Here is a 22,948-nt window from a genome sequence, read left to right on the forward strand (position 1 = left end):
GGTAATATTATCATGTTATCGATTACATGTCAATGTTCTATAAGCATTTTATTTTCATTTGAAATCCTTTTTTGATATAATATACTTAGGTGAGGTGCATATGAAGAAAAAAATTACATTTAACGATATAGCAAAAAAAACAAACTTTTCTAAAACAACTATCTCTAGATATTTCAATAATCCTGATTCTTTAACTGAAGAATCTAAGAAAAAAATTGAAAATGCTTTAGTTGAATTAGACTACAAAGAAAATAAAGTTGCTAGAAGTTTAGCTAATGGTAAAACAGAAATGATTGGTATTATTATTCCTGATTTATTTTTACATTACTATTCTCAAATTTTAGATTCTCTTATTAATACTTATCCAAAATACAAGTATAAATTTTTAGTATTTGTTGGAAATAACAATAGAGATGAAGAAATGAATTATATAAACGAATTATTAGCTTATCAAATCGAAGGATTAATTATACTAAGCCATTCTATAGATTCTAAAACCCTAAGTGAATTAAATATTCCTATAGTCTCTATTGAAAGAGAAAACAAGTATATTTCAAGTGTTAATAGTGATAATTATTATGGCTCTTTGCAAGCAACTAATTTACTAATTAACAATAATTGTGATATGTTAATTCATATAAACGGAGATGTAAAGGAAGACACTCCTTCTTATAAACGTATTGAAGCGTTTAAAACTGCTTGTGAGACTAATAACATTAATTATAAATGTTATCTTTCTAAAATAGGAAGTACATTTGATACAGCTTATCATAATATTTATAATATATATGAAGACATTGAAAAAAAATATCCTAATGGAAAAAAAGGTATATTTTTAAGCAATGACACTCATGCCAATATTTTATTGAATATTTTAATAAAAAATAAAAAAAATATACCTGATGAATATGAAATAATAGGATTTGATAATTCACCAATTTCTATGGAGTCTATCCTTCCAATTACCACTGTTAAGCAAGATATTGTTAAAATTGCTGAGGACTCAATGAAATTAATTCTTAGACAAATTAATGCTAAAAATAAAAATATGCCTATAACTATTGAACATATTAATATAGACACTGAATTAATTCAAAGAGAGACAACTTCTTAATATTTATACGTATAAAAAATACTGAGATTTAGTTAACTAAATCTCAGTATTTCCTTATTTATACTTTTCAACTTCTTCCCAAGTAGGTATTGATTCAAGTGCACCTATTTTAGTTGTGGTTATTCCTCCTACTAAATTAGCTAGTTTAACAATTTCAACAATATCTTTATCTGGTTTATTTATAATCTGAGCAATGACAGCTCCCATAAAAGCATCTCCTGCTCCTGTAGCATCTATCATTACCATTTCTTTTGTTGGCACTAATACTTGTGTTTTCTTCGTTGTTACTAAAGAGCCTTTTTTACCTAATGTTATAATCAAATTTTCACAACCTAATTTTACAATATACTGGGCAGCTTCTTTAACTTCATTTTTACCACTAATTAACAATGCTTCTTCCTCACTTAGTTTTACAATAAAACTATCCTTTATAAAATCAACAGAGCATTTAATAAATTCTTCTTTTTTATCAGCAAATAAATTTTCTCTATAATTAGCATCAAATGTTATTAACTTGTTATTTTCAACTGCATACTCTTTTAATTTATAATATGTTTTTTTCAATTCTCCTTCAAGAAATGCTGTGGCACTTCCAAAATGAAATAAATCAAAACACTCTAATTTATCCTTAAACATATCAATTGATAAAAGCGAATCAGCATCCCTTGCGAATTCAAAATCTCTCTCTCCATCTTCCATTAACGAAACAAATGCTAATGTAGTACTATGATTTTCTAGCTTAAACAATAAACTTGTATTAATATTATTAGCTTTTAAAGTAGTTTCTATAAATGCTCCAAAAGCATCCTTTCCTACAGTTCCTGCAAAATAAGCTTCTGCTCCTAATTTAGATATAGCTGATGCTACATTTGCTGGAGCCCCACCAGCTTTTTTTACAAATCCATTTGTATTCTCTAATGATTTACCTACATCTGTTGATACAAAATCTATTAACGCCTCTCCAGGACAAATTACTTTTTTCATAATAGTTTAATCTCCATTTCCTAGTACTCTATTTTATAACTTTAAATATTTTGATTAATTTTTATAATTTATATGTCGATTTTATGTTTTTCAATGCTAAGTATTGATTTTCCTTTTGATGAAAGTGTTATATCTTGTGCATCCAATGGTGTATAAAATGTTGAAGTCATTACTTGTTCTCCATCATTTGCAAATATTTCAGCAGAATATTTATCTAAAACTAATCTCATTCTTAACTTACCATCATTATCTTTAACCTTCATCTCTCTTTTATGAAGAATATCTCCATATTTTCCTGAATAACTTCTATCAAACTCTATTGTATTTCTTTTTGAATAATATCTTATTATCGTTTCATACTCATTATTTTTTGCAAATTTGATTTCAAATTCTTCAGCTTTTGAAGCGTCGATATCTAAAGTCATATCAAGTACTCTTCCGTTAATTCCTTCTAGCGAAACTTCTTTATCTATAGTTATTTTTTCATATTTTACTGTATCACCATAGTAATTTTCAATTTCCTTAATTGGCGTTTGAATTACATTATTATCTTTTATTCTAATTTCTCTTGGTATTGTCATCATTCCACACCATTTAAACTCATTAGGAATAATTCTATTTTCCCAAGAATGCATCCATCCAATCATTATACGTCTACCATCTTTATCTTCAAATGTTTGAGGTGCATAAAAATCTAATCCAAAATCTATTACCTTTGTTTTTTCTCTATTAAATTTTTTATTTTCTTTATCATACTCTCCAATTAAAAATGCAGTATTATTCCCATTATGGAATCCATCTTTGGTAGCTCTAACCTCTTGTGGTGAAATTACAAGTACATTTTTTCCATCTATATTAAAGAAATCTGGACACTCCCACATACGACCTAATTTATTTTCACTCTTGTCTAAGATAGTAACTAACTCCCAAGTTTTTAAATTCTCTGACTTAAACATTAATATCTGTCCACTACCATCTTTACTTCTACTAGCAACAACTGAATAAAAATCTCCATCTTCTTTCCATATCTTAGGATCCCTAAAATCTTCAAAACTGCTTCCTTCTGGTAATAATTCATCAGTTATAACTGGATTACTATCTAGCTTAAAATAATTTTCTCCATCACCAATAGCTATACATTGAACTTGTCTTACATAATGCTCACTATTTTCATTTTTCTTATCAACTACTCCAGTATACATAAGTATATGTTTATTATTATCTTCTATAGCACTCCCTGAAAAACATCCATCTATATCATATTTACTATCTGGTGCCATAGCTACTGGTAGCTGTTGCCACTTTATCATATCTTTTGATTTACTATGCCCCCAATGCATTGGCCCCCACACTGTACCATATGGATTATATTGATAAAATAAATGATATTCTTCATTAAAAATTGAAAATCCATTTGGATCATTAATCCAACCAATTGGTGCTGATATATGAAAAGCTGGTCTTTCTTCGCTTTTTATACTCTCAATAAATCTATTCTCATAATCTCTTGCTTTCTCTAAAACTGAACTACTCATAATTACCCTAATCCACTCCTCTAATATTTTTCAGTAAACACAAGTGACAATCTGCCACTTGCGTATGTTTATTATTTAAAATATTCATCTAAATATTTTTGCTTTATTTCCAACATTTTTGATAGCCCTAATTTTTCCATCTCATCAAGATAAGAATCCCATTCCTTTTCTATGCCTCCATTTAAAATCCATTCAGCTTTTTTTCTTTCAGTATATTGTCGTACTGCTGTTTCATATTGAGTAAACAATTCTATATCTTCTTGAGTCATAAGTAATACAGGATAGTTATACTCTGCCTTCATATCTTTTACATAAGTTTCATGGAGTATATTTAACCTTTCTTGGGCATCATCTGGACATGTTGTATAATTTCCATAGTATTCATTAAGAACTGCTAAAGGACCACCTACATTTTGATTTACTCTAACTTCCCAAGGTGAAGTATCTCCTAAAGGTAAATGTGCTAATGAACCATCTTCTTTTAGTTCAAATACATTTTGATGTTCTTCATCTCCGTAAGTTCCCCAGTTATCTTGTACTGATTGTAATGGATCATATAATTCATCTATCCATTTTGCTGTTAATTCTAAATTATTATTAGCAGTAGTTATTACACATCTTCCAATGTCTATACCTGCTCCATTTGATCTTGGTACATTAACGTTCCCATTTGGTCCTGCTAGTGCTGGTAATGCAATATAATCTTCTGGATTTGTAACTATATTTGCTGCATCCCAAGTAAAGAACATTCCATATCTTCCATTATTACCTTTAGATACATAAGTTGCCCAATCTTGTGTAAATGCTTCTGAATCTATAAGTCCTTCTTCTTGAAGTGAATGAAGCCAGCTTATACCTTCTTTATATCCCTCTTGTACAGTTGAATAAATAACCTTTTTATCATTTGTTACAAGAAAATGATCACTATTGTCCCCTTCTCCAAAAGCTCCTAATAATATTCCTGGATCTTGGTCTCCATTATTTATAATGAACGTCATAGGTATTACATCTGTTCTACCTTCTGGTTTCTTATCCCTAAAAGCTTTTAGCACTTCAACTAATTCATCAGTTGTAGTTGGTACTTCTAACCCTAATTCGTCTAGCCATTTTTTATTTATAAAAGGCATATCTCCTACAGCCTGTATAGCTTCTTTTCCAGTACCTAATTCCTCAATCCAAGGGAATGAATATATATGTCCATCAGGAGCTGTTATCATCTTTCTATACTCAGGATTTTCATTTAATATCTTGCTTAAATTAGGCATATATTCATCTATCAAATCTTCAACAGCAATAATTACGCCTTGTTTAGAGTAACGAAGTAAATCATAATTACTCATTCCAGCATTAAAAACTACATCAGGTAGTGTATCTTTTTTAGATAATGCTAAACTTTTTTTATCGCCATATTGATCATCTGGATAGCATGTCCAATCTACTTCTACATTAGTTTTTTCTTGTAATCTTTTAAATATAAGTCTATTATTAGGATTTTGTTCTGATACTGCTGGTGCACTTGTAAGCATAGTTAAAGTGGCAGTTTCCTCTAGTGGAAATGATACATCAGAATGTACAGTTACATTTTCCTCCTTCTTACTTCCACAAGCACTTAAAGATGTAGTTACTACAGTTAACATTACAATACTTAAAATTCTTTTTATCTTATTTTTTCTCATTTTACTCTCTCCCTTTTATATAATATCAGCCTTTTACTGAGCCCATCATTATACCTTTATCAAAATATTTTTGGAAAAATGGATACATAATTAACAATGGTAAACTTGAAATTACTATTGTTGAATACTTTAATAATTCGGCCATCTTAGACATTTCAGCCATATTTTGTATATCAGCTATCATTCCTGTAGATGGTGAATTTTGAATTAATATTGATCTTATTACTAGTTGTAGTGGCTGTAGCTTAGAATCATCTATCAAAATATCCATTCCATTGAGCTACAAATTGGTATAACATCAATACTGCTATAATTGGTTTGCATACTGGTAACACTATTTTAAAGAAATGCTTTATTTCACTTGCTCCATCTATAGATGAAGCTTCTCTTAATTCTTTAGGTAGTGACTTAAAATATGTTTTTGCAAGCATTATATTCCATACATTTATGGCTCCTGGTAATAACATAGCCCATATAGTGTTTAAAAGATTTAATTTATCCATCAATAAATATGTTGGGATTAATCCTCCACCTAAAAACATAGTTATTACATATAAAGTGTTTATAAATGTCTTACCCACAAACTTATCTTTTGATAACGGATATGCTGCCATAAGTGTAACTGCAACTGAAATTACTGCATATGAAATTGAATAAAAAATAGAATTTAAAAATCCTCTTAAAATCATATCATCTTGCAGAACTCTCTTATATCCATCTAATGACCATTTGCTAAAATCGAATGTTATTCCTTCACTGCTTAGCACAGTAGGATCTGTAAATGAAGCAATAACTATATATGCAAGTGGAATTATAATAGCAAGTAGAAAAATTCCTAGCAATATATATCCACTATTTAAAATAATTTTATCTGACATTGAAAGATTTCTTTTTCTTTTCTTTACCATTTTACCCTCCTATAAGCCTACTTCTTCATCTTCGTTCATTTTCTTTATAGTTACATTCACCATAATAAGTAGTATTATATTTATTACTGAGTTAAATAATCCAACTGCTGTAGAGAAACTATAATCACCTAACTGTAACCCCATTCTGTAAGTATAAGTAGCTAATATATCAGATGTAGGCATATTTAAACTTGTTTGTAAAGCAAGTGCTTTTTCAAATCCTATACTCATTATTCCACCTACTGATAAAATAAATTGAATAATCATAATTGGCTTTATAGCTGGAATATCAACATTCCAAATCTGTTGAAAAATATTAGCTCCATCAATGACAGCAGCTTCTGTTAGTTCCTTACTTGAATTAGAAAGAGCTGCGGTGTAAATAATAGACGCCCAACCTGCCCCTTGCCAAATTCCACTGGCAATATATATAGTACGGAATGCTTCTGGCTTAGTCATAAAATTAATTGATGTTCCCAAAAATTGATTTACAGGTCCAACAGGAGATAAAAATAATATAATCATACCTGATATTACTATTACAGAAATAAAGTTTGGTGCATAAATTATTAATTGCACTATTTTCTTTATTCTTTCACTTTTTACCCTAGTTAAAAGTAAAGCTAAAATAATTGGTACTGGAAATCCCCATAACAATCCATAAACGCTTAATTTTAAAGTATTCATCAGTAAGGTCATAAAATCTGGTGAGGACATAAATCTTTGGAAATGTTTTAATCCAACCCACTCACTTCCTAGTATTCCACTGATAGGGTTATAGTCTTCAAAAGCAATTAGTATTCCACCTATAGGAATATACTTAAAAATTATTAACAACAGTAATGGAGGTAATGTAAAAAACAAATATAACTGGTAGTTTTTTTTCATATAATCTAATTTTTTATAAATACTTACTTTTAAATCTTGCTTTTTACTTCTGAAAAATTCTCCCTGTATTTTTTCATTTGTAACTAAAACATCACTTTTTAGCTCTCTCAATATAATCTCATCCCTTCTTATAATTTTAGAAACAATTCCGCTTACCTTTATACCATTGCAAACATTTTCATTTCTCTATAAACTAATATTATCACCATTATTTTACAGCGTCAACTATTTTTGTTATATTTATCAATATTTTATTTTTACATTGTAAACTATATACTTTTTATATTGTAAACTATACTCTTTTACTTTTGTAACAATAATTATGTATTTATCTTTTATTTTTATAGTTAGTTTGCTATACTTATTATAAATATTTTAAAAATTTATAAATTTGTAAAAATGAGGAGTTATAAATAATGCAAAACAAGAAAATTACAGCACAAGATATAGCTGATAAATTAAATATATCAAGAAACACTGTTTCCAAAGCGCTAAATAATACTGGAAATATATCTGAAGATACTAAGATGAAAGTAATCCAAACTGCATTTGAGATGGGCTATAAGAATTTTTCTCAAGAAAATAAAAATATTACTTTTAAAAATAAAGAAATTGCACTTTTCACCACTAATATGCCAAACTCTTCACACTTTGGTTCTAAATTTTTATCTGGATTTGAAAAAAAGATAAGTAGTTTGGGGATAAAGTTATCAATATATATAATTAGAGAAGATGATTTACTCTCTAGAAAGCTACCAAGCAACTTTCAAACTGAATTAATAGATGCAATTATTTGCATAGAAATGTTTGATGCTAATTATAGCAACTTTATTTGTAAGCTAGGAATTCCTACACTGTTCATCGATTGCCCTACTACTAAAGAATGTCCTAATCTTAAATCAGATATTCTACTGATGGAAAATTATAATAGTGTTTATACTGTAACTAAAAACCTAATAAATAATGGTTGTAAAAATATAAGTTTCGTAGGTGATCCTAATCATTGCCAAAGCTTTTATGAACGTTGGCAAGGATACTGCTCAGCATTACTTGATTATAATATTCAACTTGATAAAAGCACATGTATATTAGATAATGATTCAAATCCATATTCAGATTCTTCATGGCTTAGAGATAATATTAAGAAACTAGATAAACTTCCTGATGCATTTATCTGTGCAAATGATTTTATTGCTGTATCATTGGTAAATGCTTTAAAATCAATTAATATTTCTATTCCTGAAGATACTTTAGTATGTGGATTTGATGGTTCATTGGAGGCAAAAATTATAGTATCTCAACTTACTACTATTACTATTCCTAGTTATGATATGGGCAATTTAGCAGCTGAATTAATTATTTCACGTATCAAAGATAATTCTACGCCATTTAAAACTGTTCATGTAAAAACCTCAATAGACTATAGGGAGTCAACAGGTTTTAATATTATTAATACATTATAAAACTAGTTAACTTAACTAGTTTTATATTTTACCGGTTACGCAACCGGTTACTTTCTTTATTTTACCACTTACATATATCCCTTTCAAGACTTTTCTTATTTTAAGTATTAATAAATCATAATTTTTATCTATATTATGTTGTTTAGTTATTTTGAATCTCTTCCAAAAATATAATAGCTAAATATACCCATAAATAAGATATATTATCTTATTTATGGGTATATTAAACTAATTAAGTTGTAAGTATTTTATTTATTCTTTACCTCTTGCTTTTCTTTCTTACTTCCCTAGACTTTTTTATGGATAGCTTCTTTGATGGACATTGCTTTTTTACATACTTAAGATATTTTTCAATCTTATAATCACATTTAAGTTTTTCTAAAGTATTGAGTCTCATGGCAAGTTCCTTATTAGTATATAAGGCATGAATTTGTTTATGACAGTCTTCACATAGCAATGCAGTTTCCTTATCTCTTCCTCCCTCTTCCCTTGGAATAAGGTGATGTTCTGTAAGTTTAGGGACACCAGACCTTTTACATAATTCACAAACAAGTTCCTTCATTTCTTATCTCCATATTTCTATTCCTATATTTTATTAATATTTTTAACAAATTTATATAATATATTTATCAATTAATGTATTTCTATAAAAATCTATTTACCTAGATATAAATTTATCCACTATCTTTTTAGAATAATTATAAGCTTTATATAATCTAGGATTAGCTTTCTCCTCTTCTTTTTCTTTAATAAACTTTACCATTTCCACTATAGGCATAAGCTTGTTCATAGTATCATTATATCCTTCATTTATCCGTATTCTTTTAGCATCTGCATCTAAATTCAAAGTTCCATTTAAAGTATTTTCCACAAGTCTTTCAGGAGAAATTATTATTAATTTTGCCTCTGGATAAAGACTCCTATCTATTGTTACTTCCTTGGAAAGCAGTACAACAATTATTATGTCACATCCCTCATCATAAACTGGCTGTATAGGCGTATTATCCACCATACCACCATCAATATATTTATCTCCTAACACTTCTGTACTATCATAAATTAACGGAAGTGATGCCGATGCTAAAATCATTTTTCTTGCTTCATTTTCTTCATAATCATTTATTCTGAAATACTTAACAGAACACTCTGGAATCTTGGTACATGCAGCATAACATATTTTGTTATTTTCATTAACTTTATTACAATCAATGTACTTATTTAATACTTCAACAGCACCTTCATTACTTATTGAACCATGGTCTAACTTATCACTGAGTAATTTAATTACAAGCTGTGGATTTTTGCTTCCTAAATATAATCCTATTCCTCTTTTTATTAATTCCTTCTTACTTATTGGTACTAGCTTATCCATAGTAACTTCATCCCATAAATTTTCTGCTTTTTCCAAATCATCCATTGCAAATAAAGCTGCATTAAAAGCTCCGATAGATGTTCCTGAAAAAACTGATATATACTTATTTAAGTTAAGCTCTTTTAATGCTTTCCATACGCCAAGCTCATATGCTCCTTTTCCGCCTCCACCTGATAAAACTAATCCTATCTTCATCTTTTTTCACCTACTATTTTAAATGTACTTATTTTTATATTTTAATTATACTTTATTTGAAATTCTTATTCAAAATCCCTCTATACCTATGAATAAATAAATTAATCTATTTATTTCTAATTTATAGATAAACTTCTTTATCAATCACCTACTATTTATCCAATGTTTGACTTGCATCATAACCTAAATTTCTAAAATCAGAGTTTAGTAATTCTATTCACAAAAAATAAAAATATAATACTATACACTTTTAAAAATATGTTGAATATACTGTAGTATATAAATATTTAGGAGGTAATAATTATGTATAATAATAACAATTGTTGCTATAATCCTTGTCAATGCAATAATGGACGTTATGGAAATTATGGTTATGGAAATTGGGGATTTAATAATAACCTATACTGGCTTCCACTATTATTCTTATTCTTCTAATTTTTTATCAATTAGTTTTATTTGGCATATGAATTTTTCATATGCCATTTATATTTATGACAAATAAATTAAATACATCATATATTATTATTGAATTTAAATATTAACTTTGCATTATGTAAAAATAATTAAAACTATATAATAAATATCTGAAATATTTACTGCTTATTCTTGGAGAGATTTATATGAAATTTATTATTTTTGGTGATACTAAAGGAAAAGACAATGGTATAAATAAAAAGGTTTTAAACAACTTATTAAAATCATCTAAAAAATATGCTCCATCGCCTGATTTTATAGTAATTTGTGGTGATTCAATTGCTGGTTCAAAAGACACTAATATTTTAAAACTCCAACTTGAGGATTTTAACAGCACAATAAATAAACATTATCCAAACACTCAACTTTTACCTGTAATTGGTGATAACGAAGTTAATACAAACCCTACAGATAATCGCTTTGAAAAGATATTTGCCTCAATTTATGACAATATGATTCCTGAAAGTAATTATCTTAAGGAATATAATAAAACAGTATATTTCTTAGACTTTTCTAATATACGAATTATTGTTCTAAACTCCTTTCACTATGGTGAAATTCAGAAAGTTAGTGAAAGAGTTCTTCATTGGCTAAAGGAAATAACAACTGATTGTAATAAGAAAAAGCTTCTTTTCATACATTCTCCACTATTTCCAACTGGAGCTCATTTAGGAGATTGCTTAGATTTATATGCAGCTGACCGTGATAATTTATTACTTACCATAGAAGAATGTAATATTGATGCTGTTTTTTGTGGTCATGAGCATAATTACTCTAGACGTCTTATAAATAAAACTAATAATTTGAAAGACCTATATCAAATTATAACAGGCGGTGGTGGTGAAAAACTTAGAGATAAATATAAAAGTAAAAAAGGTGTGATAGTGGCGCCTATTGCAGAATATCATTATTTAATTGCTGATTCATACGATGATTATATTAAAATTACATCCATAAATATTAAAGGTAAAATATTAGATCAATTTATTATAGAATAGTGTTAAACCCTACAAAATCATTTTAAGTGACTTTGTAGGGTTTAACACTATTTTAAGTATCTCAATTTGATACTATATGCAATTTATATCTATATTATTTAAACTAGAGAGTATTTTAAAGCATCATGCTTCTTAATATATTGTATTGAAATACATCCTGGTCCACCTTGAGTAGTAAAAGCTGGTCCTAATAACCCCACTTCAATATCAGCATCTGGTATAGCCGATAATATTATTTTCTTAACTTCTTCTGCTCCATCTTCATTAAATGCATGATAAATATACAGCTTATGTTCAGAATTTATACCATCCTCTGTCATCTGTTCTATTATCTTTTGAACAGCTTTTTTATAAGTTCGCTTTGTGGTAAACTTAACTAAGGATTTCTTATCATCAGACATTGTCATTACAGGAACTAGCTTTATTACACTTCCTATCTTACCAACTATTGAGGATATTCTTCCACCTCGCACTAAATAATCAAAATCATGTGGAATTAAATATGATTTAGATTCTTTTAATGCCTTATTAATTTCATCAACTATTTCTTTACATTGTCTTCCTTGTTCCACAAGTTCCATTGCTAAATCTACTAAATATTTTTGTGGACCACATAAAGTTTGTGAATTGATTACATGTATACGCTCTGGATTTTCAACCATTCCTCTAGCTACACAAGCTGAATTATATGTACCAGATAAACCATCAGCCATTGAAATATTTATTATTTCATCTTCTTTATACTGATTATATATATCAACAACATGTCCAATTGACGGTTGAGATGAAGTTGGCATATGTCCTTCATTTATTATCTTTATAAATTCTTCCGTTTCTATGTCTTCATATTCTCTATAATTTTTTCCATTTATATGTACTGTTAGTGAGGCAATTGTTATGTTCTTTTCTTGACCTTTTTTTTCTGAATAAAGTGATGATGAATCTGATATTATTCTAATCATGCTTATTTCCCCATTCCTCTATATTTTACTTAATTCATATAAAACCTAATAACGTAGTTTTTAAAACTACTTGTTTTAAGGTTATCATACCAAACATTTTTTGTCAATATTCTTCATCATATTCACTTCTTAAACAATAACTTTTAAATATAACATTATTGACTTATTATCATAAAGCTTTTTGTAGAATTAAAATTTCACAATATTAATTTATCTTGCTAAACTATTTATAGAAATATTTTTTTAGGTGATATTTATGAAAATTAATCTTGTATGTCAAGGAGGAGGAGTCCGTGGAATTGCCCATATAGGTGCTTTATGTGCTCTAGAAGATTATGGCTTTACATTCAATTGCTTTTCTGGAACTTCCGTAGGTGCCTTAGTAACTTCACTTATGGCCGTAGGTTACTCTGCTTACGAAGTAAAAAAAATCTTATTTGATATAGATTTTAATTTATATATTAATAAAACCATATTGGCATCTATCCCATTTATAGGAAGAAACCTAAGCATATTTAAATCTAAAGGCATCTTTTCTACCTCTGCCATTGAAGAATTGCTTACAGAGCTTTATAGTGCAAAGGGAAAAAAATATTTTAAAGATATTTCTAATAACAGCAATTTTTTAAGATTTATTGCTACTGATATAACACAAAAACAAATATTAATTCTTCCTGAAGATTTAAAAAAATATAATATTAATCCAATGAATTTTGAAATATCTAAAGCTGTAAAAATGAGTATAAGCCTACCTTTTATATTTATTCCTGAAAAACTAAAGACTCCTAAAGGTTCCTGCTACATAGTAGATGGTGGACTCATAAGTAATCTCCCTATCTGGCTTTTTAATAATACTACTACAAAGTACCCCACCTTTGCTTTGAAGCTTGTAAGTAATCAAGATAAAAATATAACTTATGCAGAAAAATGCCCTTTAAGTAAGTATTTAATGGATATTCTAGATGCCTGTATGACTACAAATGAATCTATTTACTTTAGTTCACTAAAGAATATCCACACCATAGATATTCCTACCTTTGATATTGCTGTTACAGATTTTTATATCTCTTATAGCAATAAAGAAAAACTTTTTAATTCTGGCTATAATACCATGACTAATTTTTTAAAAAAGAACAATATCTCATCTAAATAAAAATAACCTTAATTAAATTCAAAAAGATGCCCTCTTACTTAAAGAGAGCATCTTCTTTTATTTATCTATCTCTGGTATATTCTACAATTGCATCTCTTAAGAATTCTGCTAATCCATCTCCATGCTTATCATAGTATTCCTTAAATCTTTCATCATACGCATACATTTGTGCCACCCCTACATGGGCTTCTTTAGAATACTTATCCCAATAGATGCATAACCATTTTTTATGAAGCTCTGCCAAAGCTTTAGCTTCTTTAGATGATGGATCACCTATTTTCTTAGCTTCAATTAATTGTTCTATTATTTCCTTAGCTAAAGCTTCTGCTTCATTATACTCTTCTTCTGACATCTTCATAAATTTTTCATTAGATTTATCAATGGTTTCATCACCATATTTACTTCTAATTTCTTTTCCATACTTTTTCTCATTTTCATCTATCACACTTTTCTTAAACCCTTTAAACTTTTCTTTATCAGACATTTTACAACCTCCATCTACACTTAATAATGTTCTTTCCACATTATCTAAAAGCATATCAATTTGTTTTCTCTTTTCAAGAAGCTTAATCTTATGCTCTTTTAAAGCATTAATTCTATCAAAGTTAGGATTTTGTATTATTTCTTTTATTTCATCTAAGCTCATTCCAAGCTCTTTATAAAATAATATTTGCTGCAATATATCCACTTGCTTTTTTCCGTATATTCTATATCCTGATGAACTGACTCTTGCCGGCTTTAAGAGTCCTATTTCATCATAATATCTAAGTGTCCTAGTGGATACCCCTGCAATTTCACTTAACTTTTTAATACTATATTCCAAACCTCTTCACCTCCTGACAAATTTAATATACACCTTTACGCAGCGTGAAGGGCAATAGATTTTCTAAAATTTATTTGAAATTAATTAATATAGAAAAAAGCCATGCAGATAAATTAATCTACATAGCTTTCAATACTAATTAGTATCCAGTTACTTCTTCACCTTTAAGCATGTTAACAGCAGAACTTGTTCCTATTCTGTCACATCCTTCATTTATAAACATTTCTAAATCAGCTATAGTCTTAACGCCACCTGCTGCCTTCATCTTTACATTTGGTCCTATATGTTTCTTAAATAATCTTATATCTTCTATAGTTGCACCTGCTGTACCAAACCCAGTTGATGTCTTGATATAATCAGCTCCAGCTTCTGTAACAGCTTTGCACATAGAGATCTTTTCTTCTTCAGTTAAATAACAAGTTTCTATAATAACCTTTAAAATTTTATCTCCACAAACTTCCTTTAAGTCAGCAATTTCTTTAGTTACTTTATCATAATCTCCATTTTTAACATCACTTATATTAATAACCATATCAATTTCATTAGCACCATCTTCAATTGCTTTTTTAGTTTCTAAAACTTTTGCTTCTGTTACTGAGTATCCTAGAGGAAAGCCTACTACTGTACAAATATTAATTTTATTGCCATATGTTTTATGAATACGTGAAATATAGCAAGCTGGAACACATACTGAGGCTGTTCCATACTCAATAGCTTCATCACATAATACTTTTATATCTTCCCAAGTAGCCACAGCCTTTAATAATGTATGATCTATATGTTTTAATATTTCTTTTCTTTCCATAATATTACCCCTTTTTTTACATAATTTTAATTTTCCTATTTATTATAATAATCAACACTTATAAATAAGTCAAACCTTGTTTATTGGAACTTTAAATATTTCTGAAATAACCATATAACCATATTCTAGCAATACATTTACTAAAAATAAAACTTATTCTTGTATAGACATTATTAACACTCCTTAAACATATTATATATATAATTGTTTTTTAGGAGTTTTTTTTATGGACAATAATCTTAACTTATGCAAGGCAAAGCTTCCTTATCCTCCAATAGTTGTTGCAAAGCCAAATAAGCATTATGCCGAAATAATCCAAGTTAACTTTGCTGGTGCTGTATCTGAATTTTCTGCCATATCTCAATATATAAATCATCACTTCAGAACAGAAAATCAATACCCTGAAATTTCAAAAACATTAGAACATATTGCAATAGTAGAAATGTATCATTTAGAAATATTAGGAAAGCTAATAATAAAACTAGGTGGAAACCCTGGCTACTGGATTAACAAAAAAGATAAAAAATTAAACTGGAGTCCTCATTTTATTAATTATGGCTTAAATGTAACCGAAATGATAAATTACGATATTAAAGATGAAAAGGTAGCTATTAAACAATATATTAGTACTCAGAAAAAAATAGATGATTCCAACATAATTTCAATTATTGATAGGATAATTCTAGATGAAGAAGTCCATATTCAAATTCTTACTGAATTATCAAAGAAATATTTGACACCATAAAAATAAAAGGAGCTAAGCTAGCTCCTTTTATAAATTATATTCAATTTATCCAGCACATTCCATATTATTATAACCGGCAATATTCACAGTAATCCATATACCATACTTCCTTACATTTTCAAAAACAGTTTCCATATCATTATAATCAGCTCTTGTTAATTCTTTATTTAGAGCTACTTCTATAGACTCCTTTTCTGAATTTAACCAACTATCTATTTCATTTATCTTAACCGTTTCTAAAACCTTGTATAATTTACTAATTTCCCTCATAACAATTTTACTATATGAACTACTATAACTTTGAAGTTTAATAATACTTAATCCATCAGTTTTTAATCTCACTAAATCCTTCTCCATAACCTCTCTTAAGGAAATATGTAAATTACTTATTGATTTTTCATTTGAAGCAATCATTTTTCTAGTTTCACTGTTTATCTCTTTAGTTTCTATATTAAATAATTCTGATTGATACAAAGCATATAAGCTTATGATTATTGATATACCACTAAATATAATAGTTAAAATCTCCATTTTATTCCCCCACTCATTAGTTTTTAACTTATTTCTATTTTTTCTTTTATATCTCTATATAAATCTACATTTAAACTTACCCATATTCCATACTTTTCTAATTGTTCTAAACTTATCTCAATATTTTTATAATCCTCTCGGTTAATATCCTTTGACAATTTTAAAATAACTTTTTGCTCATCATTATCAAGCCACATATCTAAATCAGATATTGATTTTGATGCTAATATATTACTTAAATACATTATGCTATGTAATATATTAAATTTATTTTCTAAATTATAATTATTCATCTTTATTAATACCATTTCATTTTTTATAAATGTAACTTCTTCTTTAGCCTCTAATTTTGTTTCTTCTTTATTTATTACTTCATCAAGTGTGCTATGTAAATTATTTATGGATTTCTCATTGCAATCAATCATTAGTTTTGTATCTTTATTTAATTCTCTTGATAACTTGTTAAAGTGTTCTGATTGATAAACAGCTATACAGCTTATCAAAATAGATAAAACCCCACAAAAAACCGCTATAATTACCATTATCTTCTCCTTAAACTTATTTTTCGTTATTTTACTTAATATTATATAATAGACCTAAATAATACACAATATTTTATTATAACTATATTAATTTATTGTAAATAAGAAATGCTATATTTCTACAGCATTTCTAATATTTTTAATATTCTAACATTTTTGAAATTCTCATAAGAGTAAGTCTATTTCTCACATATGGTGATACTCTAATGCTATTTTGCTTTACATCATTAGACAACCCTATCTCTTCTAATGTTGTAACAGCTTTTGCTCTCTTTAATGTATCCTTTACAAAGTCTAAGGTAGGAAGTTTTTCTAATATTTCAGCAATACTTTCTAATCTATTTTGTAAGATAACTTTATTTACATTTAATAAAGGATCTGGTGTATTTTCTTTCATAATAGAATCATACATTTCTCTACTCTTAAATACTTCCTTTAGCATATCCTCTTCCAACCCATAATATTTTTTGACTCTACATCTACCATTTTCAATGGATTTTTTTATTTTCTTATATTCTTCCATTACCAATATTAAACCTACTGATACTTTTTCACCATGATATGCATCTAAATGTTTATTAATAACTTCCATTTCCCATAAGTGAGACATATGATGCTCTGCTCCTGAAGCTGGTCTTGAATTTCCTATTATCTGCATTGCAAGTCCTGATAAAATTAAAGCATACATCAATTGTTCATAAGCCTCCAACTTACCAAGAACTAAATCATCTACACATTCACAAAGTTTATTTACTGCATCTATTTCCATATTGCATACTTTATTACAAATATACTCCCCAATTACTATACTTGAAATTTTCCAGTCTACTAAAGCTGTATATTTTCCTATTAAATCCGATACCCCTGATGCAGTAAGCCTATATGGTGCTTCTTTAAATATATCTGTATCTGCTACTACATAAATAGGTGATACTGCAGTAAATGTTTTTTTATCCCCTTTCCAAGTCATAGCAGCTACTGTAGATACAAATCCATCTACACTCGCTGCTGTAGGAACAGATATAAAAGGAATATCTTTATTATATGCCACATATCTAGTTATATCATGAATAGTTCCTGAACCTAATGCTATTAAAACATCATTTTCTACCGATAAGCACTCATATACCTTTTGTACTGCTATTTCATTGGCATGAAGATTTTCAGACTTTAAATTTATAAACTTTCCTTTTGGAATAATTTCTTTAATTTCTTCCCCTGCTGCAGCATAAGTATTTTCATCACATATTATTGTTATGTTTTTAAATCCCTCTTTTTCCATAATCATTGAAAGCTTTTTAATAGCTTCACTTTCAATTATTATATCCTTCACCATAATTTTATGTTCCTTACCACATCCACAAAATCCTATAAACTTATTAATGTCTACTCTCATATATCCTCACCATCCATCTATAATATTCTATATGTAAAATTATACCATTTTTATATTGAAATAAGGATATATTAATTGAAAATAATACACAAGTAATAAAGAGTACTATTTCCTTAAATATTACTTGTATAGTATAATCTTCATATATTATATTCATAAGTAAAATAAATATTAAAAATAATTATCATTAATATTTTTAATAATAAACTTATATTTTACTTTCATTATCACTTTGAAGGGAGAATCTTATGTTAGAAGAATTAAAAACTTTCATTGCCGTAGTAGAACATAAAAATTTTACTAGAGCTGGTGAATACTTAAACTTATCACAACCAAGCGTTAGTACCCATATAAAAAACTTAGAAAGCTCCTTTGATGTTACATTAATAAATCGTTCTGTTAAACAAAAAAACATATGTATCACAGAAAATGGATATAAATTATATGAAAAAGCAAAAGAAATAATAAATTTACTTGATATTACATATATAGAAGTTAAAGATAATAATAACTCCTTAAAAGGTACTTTAAAGGTAGGTACAAGTCTTACAATTGGAGAATATTTTCTTCCTAAGTTTCTCTCAATTTTTTCAAAGAAATATCCAGACATAGATGTGGAAATTGTTATTGAAAACACTTCTTTAATATGTTCACATCTAAAAGACTTAACTCTTGATATTGGACTTATAGAAGGAACCCCTACCCTAGGAAGTTTTAATCAAGAATATTTCCTAAAGGACCAACTGGTTTTAGCCTTTAATCCTAGTAATAACCAACTGATTAACATCAAATCCTATGAAGAGCTAAATAATCACTTATGGATTGTAAGGGAAGATGGTTCTGGAAGCAGGGAATATTTCAACATGTTCTTGGAAAGCAATAAAATAATTCCTAATAAAATATTAGTTTTAGGTAGTAACTCTGCTATTAAGGAAGCTGTAAAAAATAACCTTGGCATCACTCTTACCTCAAGTTTAGTTACTGAAGCAGCCGTTGCAAATAGAGAAATTTGTATCAATACCTTTAATGATAAGTATTATAGATATTTCTCTTATATAACACCAAAAAACATTACCATGTCAAAAACAATTCAAGTCTTTATCGATGAACTAAATGATTTTTCAAAAAAAACTAGCTGCTAATAAAAAACATGGATTAATGCAATCCATGTTTTTTATTCTATAATATTGAAGAAAATAGCTTTGACAATCCTTCTTTAATTTTAGTTTTATTATTTCTTCCTTTATACATTTCTAAAGTAAGCTCATTACTTTTTGTAATATCTTTTTCAAATTGCTCCTTCTGCTTACACGCTATTTCACTAGAATATATGTATGCATTTATTTCAAAGTTTAATTCAAAACTTCTTGTATCCATGTTTGCTGTACCAATAGAGCAAATCTCATCATCTATAACAAGAGTTTTAGCATGTAAAAATGCATTTCTATCATAATGGTATATCTTTACACCAAAATCTAAAAGATCACCTGCATAAAAAAGATTAGCCCAATAAACAAATGGATGATCTCCTTTTCCAGGAATCATTATTCTTACATCAACACCAGATAATGCAGCAAGCTTCAAAGCATCAGATATACTATTATCTATAATTAAATATGGCGATTGTATATAAATATAATTTCTTGCTTTTTGAATCATTTTTAAATAAGCAAGCTTAATTTCAAATCTATCACTAAGATTAGGGCCACTTGATAATATTTGAACCCCCTTATCACCTGCACTTTCTATACTATTTTCTGCAAATACCTCTTGTATATCTACTTCTTCTTTAGTAGCATATCTCCAATCAGCTAAAAATCTCGAATTTAAATCCTTAACAGCATCACCTTCTATTTTTACATGAGTATCTCTCCAATAACCAAATTTCTCATCCTTACCTAAATATTCATCTCCAACGTTAAAACCTCCAACAAAGCCTACTTTATTGTCAATAACAACAATTTTACGATGATTTCTAAAATTCATATTTAAATTTACAATTTTTAGCCAAGATGGGAAAAATTCACCGGTTTTCCCCCCTAATGAAGTTAATTTTTTAAGTACTCTTCTATTCAACGTCCTGCTACCAACAGAATCATATAAAAGCCTTACTTCTACACCTTTTGAAGCTTTCTCTTCTAAAACTGATAGTATCTCGCTTCCTATTCCATCTGTTTTAAATATGTAAAATTCTATATTTATACTCTTTTCAGCTTTTCTTAAAGAATCTAGTAAAACACTGAAAAATTCTTTTCCATCGCTATACATCATCACTTGATTTTTTTCTCTATATGGCGAATATCCCATTCTCTCTATGGAGTTAATCATATCATAATTTTTATTGTCTTTTTCAAGATAACCTTCCTTCTGTGTCTTCCTTATATAATCTTTGAATAACTTTAATTCAATTTCTTTAATGCCAAACATATTAGCATTATTAATTTTTCTTCCCAATAATAAAAATGCAATAAATCCCACCAATGGAGCAATATAAATTACAAGCACCCATGCTATTATGCTATTGGCTGATCTCTTTTCTTTGAAAATCATATAAAAAATAGCAAAGAAATTTATTATATGTATTATTATCATTACTATTTGAAACATTGCTATCACCTCTTTTTTATTATGTCTATTTACCTTATTAATTAAGTATAACAAAAAAAAGAAAATATTAAAATGCATCTTTCAGTGTCCCTTAAGATAAACATCTAATATATCCTTTTATTTAAACATTAATCAAAAACTTCTTTATTAATTTATTAAAACTATCATTTTATCTTGCCATATACTATCTCTCTTTATAAACAATGCTGTTTTCATAAAAAAATGTAAACCAGCCATAATTAATAAATAATAAAAACCACAGATGATTTCCTGTTATAAACCCTTTAAGTCCTATTATTGATAGTAAGCCTAAAAATCCAATATACTTATGCTTATCATATCTCAATACCCTCATCTCCCTTTCCCTATTTACTTATTATACCATATTTTCATTAATAATATATTTACATTTTCAGAGAGCATTTATGTGCAATAAAAAAACCTGTTTCCTTTAATGTGTTTTTAATATTTACAGTTATATCTTCTAATTTAGATGATATAAATATTGAGTATGATAAAATTAAAGGTATTAATGTAATAATAACAGCTGCAATAATTATTGAATTTTCAAAGCTTAACTTTTTTTCATAACATACTCCTAAATTTATACTCTTATTTTTTATAACTAAGCTATACTATTTTTGCAAGTTCCATCATTTAAATATTCTCTTAAATTTTCATAAGAATATTCTATCATATTAGTTAATGCTTCATCTGTATATGAACCAATATGAGGTGTAACTAATACTTTAGGATATAAACTTATTAATTTTTCTTTTGTCTTATCTTCTAATGCTTGTCCTGTTAAATCTTTGAAGAATACATCATATTCATTTTCTAAAACGTCTGTACCAAATCCACCTAATTTACCACTTTCAATGGCTCTTATAATAGCTTCAGTATCTTGAACCTCACCTCTTGAAGTATTTACAAGGATAGCATTATCTTTCATTTTAGCTATAAATTCATCATTTATCATTCTTTCATTAACACCTTGAATATATGGCATATGTACTGATATAATATCAGCTTCTGCTAATACTTGATCTAATTCCATAAATTCAACAATTTCTTTTGCTGCATCATTTTGGAATACATCATAAGCTATAACTCTTGCACCAAGTCCTTTAAATAACTTAGCAGTAGTTAACCCTATTCTTCCTGCTCCTAAAACAGCAACTGTACAATTTCTAATTTCTTTACTAAACATAAATGAATCTATCGTAAAGTTTTTATCTTTTGTTCTGTTAACTGTATAAGCAGTATGTCTTAAAAGCATCATTGCTAAAGAAAGTGCTAATTCACTGATTGCATTTGGTGAATATCCTGGTACTCTTGCAGCTTTTAATCCTAAATCTTTAACTGCTTCTAAGTCTACGTGATTTATTCCAACTGTTCTAGTTAAAACATATTGTAATCCATGAGCTTTTAATAACTCTAAGTTTTGTCTATCAGCCTTACAACCTCCTCTAACCATTATTGCTTCTGCTCCCATAGCTTCTTTAACATTTTCATCGTTTAATCCACTTAAAACAAGTTTAATATCATATCCAAATTTCTTATTTATTTCCTCAAAAAAAGGTACTTCTGTTTCTCTTACTCCATAACAAACTAATTTAACCATAATAAAAATCTCATCTTTGTACTAACTTTTGCTTTGTGTTTTTAAATTATTTAAATAGGTTGTTGAATAAACAAAATTTGTAAAAATAAATAAAGTCACTCTTTTGTGATATAATAATTTCGCTAAAAACCCAAATACATCACAAAAGGAATG

22 protein-coding genes and 1 pseudogene are annotated in these 22,948 nt (G+C 27.7%); 7 read left to right on the forward strand and 16 right to left on the reverse strand.

Going from position 1 to position 22,948, the window contains the following annotated elements; translation table 11 throughout:
• The first annotated feature begins 100 nt into the window (after window positions 1-100).
• Window positions 101-1,114 (forward strand): LacI family DNA-binding transcriptional regulator, encoded by a 1,014-nt coding sequence (locus BHW04_RS07315; RefSeq protein WP_302699299.1) that lies wholly within the window; start codon window positions 101-103, stop codon window positions 1,112-1,114.
• Window positions 1,115-1,168: 54 nt separating this feature from the next.
• On the opposite strand, the gene BHW04_RS07320 is transcribed toward BHW04_RS07315, so the two are convergent.
• From BHW04_RS07320 to BHW04_RS07340, 5 genes and pseudogenes are all read right to left on the reverse strand, one after another.
• The gene (locus BHW04_RS07320; protein ID WP_022213055.1) at window positions 1,169-2,098 is read right to left on the reverse strand and encodes a carbohydrate kinase family protein; all 930 of its coding nucleotides are present in this window, start codon (window positions 2,096-2,098) and stop codon (window positions 1,169-1,171) included.
• 68 nt (window positions 2,099-2,166) lie between these two features.
• A complete protein-coding gene (locus BHW04_RS07325) occupies window positions 2,167-3,633 on the reverse strand; it encodes a glycoside hydrolase family 32 protein (protein ID WP_302699300.1) in 1,467 nt (488 codons plus the stop codon).
• Window positions 3,634-3,704: 71 nt separating this feature from the next.
• Window positions 3,705-5,309: an extracellular solute-binding protein gene (locus tag BHW04_RS07330; RefSeq protein WP_302699301.1), complete on the reverse strand. Its 1,605-nt coding sequence runs from the start codon at window positions 5,307-5,309 to the stop codon at window positions 3,705-3,707.
• A gap of 25 nt (window positions 5,310-5,334) precedes the next feature.
• Window positions 5,335-6,217, reverse strand: a pseudogene (locus BHW04_RS07335) (carbohydrate ABC transporter permease).
• A gap of 9 nt (window positions 6,218-6,226) precedes the next feature.
• Complete coding sequence (locus BHW04_RS07340) at window positions 6,227-7,105, reverse strand: ABC transporter permease (RefSeq protein ID WP_186834621.1); 879 nt, start codon at window positions 7,103-7,105, stop codon at window positions 6,227-6,229.
• A gap of 416 nt (window positions 7,106-7,521) precedes the next feature.
• On the opposite strand from BHW04_RS07340, the gene BHW04_RS07345 reads away from it, so the two are divergent.
• Window positions 7,522-8,568: a LacI family DNA-binding transcriptional regulator gene (locus BHW04_RS07345; protein WP_302623093.1), complete on the forward strand. Its 1,047-nt coding sequence runs from the start codon at window positions 7,522-7,524 to the stop codon at window positions 8,566-8,568.
• A 259-nt stretch (window positions 8,569-8,827) separates the two neighbouring features.
• Here the strand turns inward: BHW04_RS07345 and BHW04_RS07350 are convergent, their stop codons facing one another.
• The gene (locus BHW04_RS07350) at window positions 8,828-9,130 is read right to left on the reverse strand and encodes an HNH endonuclease (protein WP_186834576.1); all 303 of its coding nucleotides are present in this window, start codon (window positions 9,128-9,130) and stop codon (window positions 8,828-8,830) included.
• Between the two features lie 96 nt (window positions 9,131-9,226).
• Complete coding sequence (locus BHW04_RS07355) at window positions 9,227-10,135, reverse strand: patatin-like phospholipase family protein (protein WP_022213060.1); 909 nt, start codon at window positions 10,133-10,135, stop codon at window positions 9,227-9,229.
• Between the two features lie 303 nt (window positions 10,136-10,438).
• Here BHW04_RS07355 and BHW04_RS07360 point away from each other — a divergent pair, with 303 nt between their 5' ends.
• Window positions 10,439-10,570, forward strand: coding sequence for a hypothetical protein (locus BHW04_RS07360; protein WP_279287093.1), 132 nt, complete (start codon window positions 10,439-10,441; stop codon window positions 10,568-10,570).
• A 185-nt stretch (window positions 10,571-10,755) separates the two neighbouring features.
• Entirely contained in the window at window positions 10,756-11,607 is an 852-nt protein-coding gene (locus BHW04_RS07365; RefSeq protein ID WP_302699302.1) for a metallophosphoesterase family protein, read from the forward strand.
• A gap of 98 nt (window positions 11,608-11,705) precedes the next feature.
• On the opposite strand, the gene BHW04_RS07370 is transcribed toward BHW04_RS07365, so the two are convergent.
• Entirely contained in the window at window positions 11,706-12,569 is an 864-nt protein-coding gene (locus BHW04_RS07370; protein WP_022213062.1) for a DegV family protein, read from the reverse strand.
• Between the two features lie 256 nt (window positions 12,570-12,825).
• Between BHW04_RS07370 and BHW04_RS07375 the strand changes: the two genes are divergently transcribed.
• Window positions 12,826-13,722 carry a patatin-like phospholipase family protein gene (locus BHW04_RS07375; protein WP_302623644.1) on the forward strand — a complete coding sequence of 299 codons (897 nt, stop codon included), beginning with the start codon at window positions 12,826-12,828 and terminating at the stop codon, window positions 13,720-13,722.
• 61 nt (window positions 13,723-13,783) lie between these two features.
• On the opposite strand, the gene BHW04_RS07380 is transcribed toward BHW04_RS07375, so the two are convergent.
• Both BHW04_RS07380 and deoC read right to left on the reverse strand, forming a co-directional pair.
• Window positions 13,784-14,545 (reverse strand): MerR family transcriptional regulator, encoded by a 762-nt coding sequence (locus BHW04_RS07380; protein WP_302699303.1) that lies wholly within the window; start codon window positions 14,543-14,545, stop codon window positions 13,784-13,786.
• A gap of 139 nt (window positions 14,546-14,684) precedes the next feature.
• Window positions 14,685-15,350: a deoxyribose-phosphate aldolase gene (gene deoC, locus BHW04_RS07385; RefSeq protein ID WP_022213064.1), complete on the reverse strand. Its 666-nt coding sequence runs from the start codon at window positions 15,348-15,350 to the stop codon at window positions 14,685-14,687.
• A 226-nt stretch (window positions 15,351-15,576) separates the two neighbouring features.
• Here deoC and BHW04_RS07390 point away from each other — a divergent pair, with 226 nt between their 5' ends.
• The gene (locus BHW04_RS07390) at window positions 15,577-16,095 is read left to right on the forward strand and encodes a ferritin-like domain-containing protein (RefSeq protein ID WP_022213065.1); all 519 of its coding nucleotides are present in this window, start codon (window positions 15,577-15,579) and stop codon (window positions 16,093-16,095) included.
• A gap of 45 nt (window positions 16,096-16,140) precedes the next feature.
• Here BHW04_RS07390 and BHW04_RS07395 read toward each other — a convergent pair whose 3' ends face one another.
• The 3 genes from BHW04_RS07395 to BHW04_RS07405 all read right to left on the reverse strand — a co-directional run bounded on the left by BHW04_RS07395 (window position 16,141) and on the right by BHW04_RS07405 (window position 18,564).
• Window positions 16,141-16,626 (reverse strand): hypothetical protein, encoded by a 486-nt coding sequence (locus BHW04_RS07395; protein ID WP_022213066.1) that lies wholly within the window; start codon window positions 16,624-16,626, stop codon window positions 16,141-16,143.
• Between the two features lie 23 nt (window positions 16,627-16,649).
• Window positions 16,650-17,168, reverse strand: coding sequence for a hypothetical protein (locus BHW04_RS07400; protein ID WP_022213067.1), 519 nt, complete (start codon window positions 17,166-17,168; stop codon window positions 16,650-16,652).
• A 139-nt stretch (window positions 17,169-17,307) separates the two neighbouring features.
• Window positions 17,308-18,564 carry a sn-glycerol-1-phosphate dehydrogenase gene (locus BHW04_RS07405; protein WP_302623695.1) on the reverse strand — a complete coding sequence of 419 codons (1,257 nt, stop codon included), beginning with the start codon at window positions 18,562-18,564 and terminating at the stop codon, window positions 17,308-17,310.
• A 248-nt stretch (window positions 18,565-18,812) separates the two neighbouring features.
• Here BHW04_RS07405 and BHW04_RS07410 point away from each other — a divergent pair, with 248 nt between their 5' ends.
• Window positions 18,813-19,706, forward strand: a complete 894-nt coding sequence (locus tag BHW04_RS07410) for a LysR family transcriptional regulator (protein WP_302699304.1) — start codon at window positions 18,813-18,815, stop codon at window positions 19,704-19,706.
• A gap of 37 nt (window positions 19,707-19,743) precedes the next feature.
• Here the strand turns inward: BHW04_RS07410 and cls are convergent, their stop codons facing one another.
• From cls to BHW04_RS07425, 3 genes are all read right to left on the reverse strand, one after another.
• Entirely contained in the window at window positions 19,744-21,171 is a 1,428-nt protein-coding gene (gene cls, locus BHW04_RS07415) for a cardiolipin synthase (RefSeq protein WP_302699305.1), read from the reverse strand.
• A gap of 184 nt (window positions 21,172-21,355) precedes the next feature.
• Window positions 21,356-21,517, reverse strand: a complete 162-nt coding sequence (locus BHW04_RS07420; RefSeq protein WP_302623539.1) for a DUF3796 domain-containing protein — start codon at window positions 21,515-21,517, stop codon at window positions 21,356-21,358.
• 279 nt (window positions 21,518-21,796) lie between these two features.
• Window positions 21,797-22,795, reverse strand: a complete 999-nt coding sequence (locus tag BHW04_RS07425) for a 2-hydroxyacid dehydrogenase (protein ID WP_302699306.1) — start codon at window positions 22,793-22,795, stop codon at window positions 21,797-21,799.
• Window positions 22,796-22,948: the final 153 nt, after the last annotated feature.

Source organism: Clostridium sp. 29_15 (assembly GCF_001916075.1).
Lineage (GTDB): Bacteria > Bacillota > Clostridia > Clostridiales > Clostridiaceae > Clostridium > Clostridium lentum.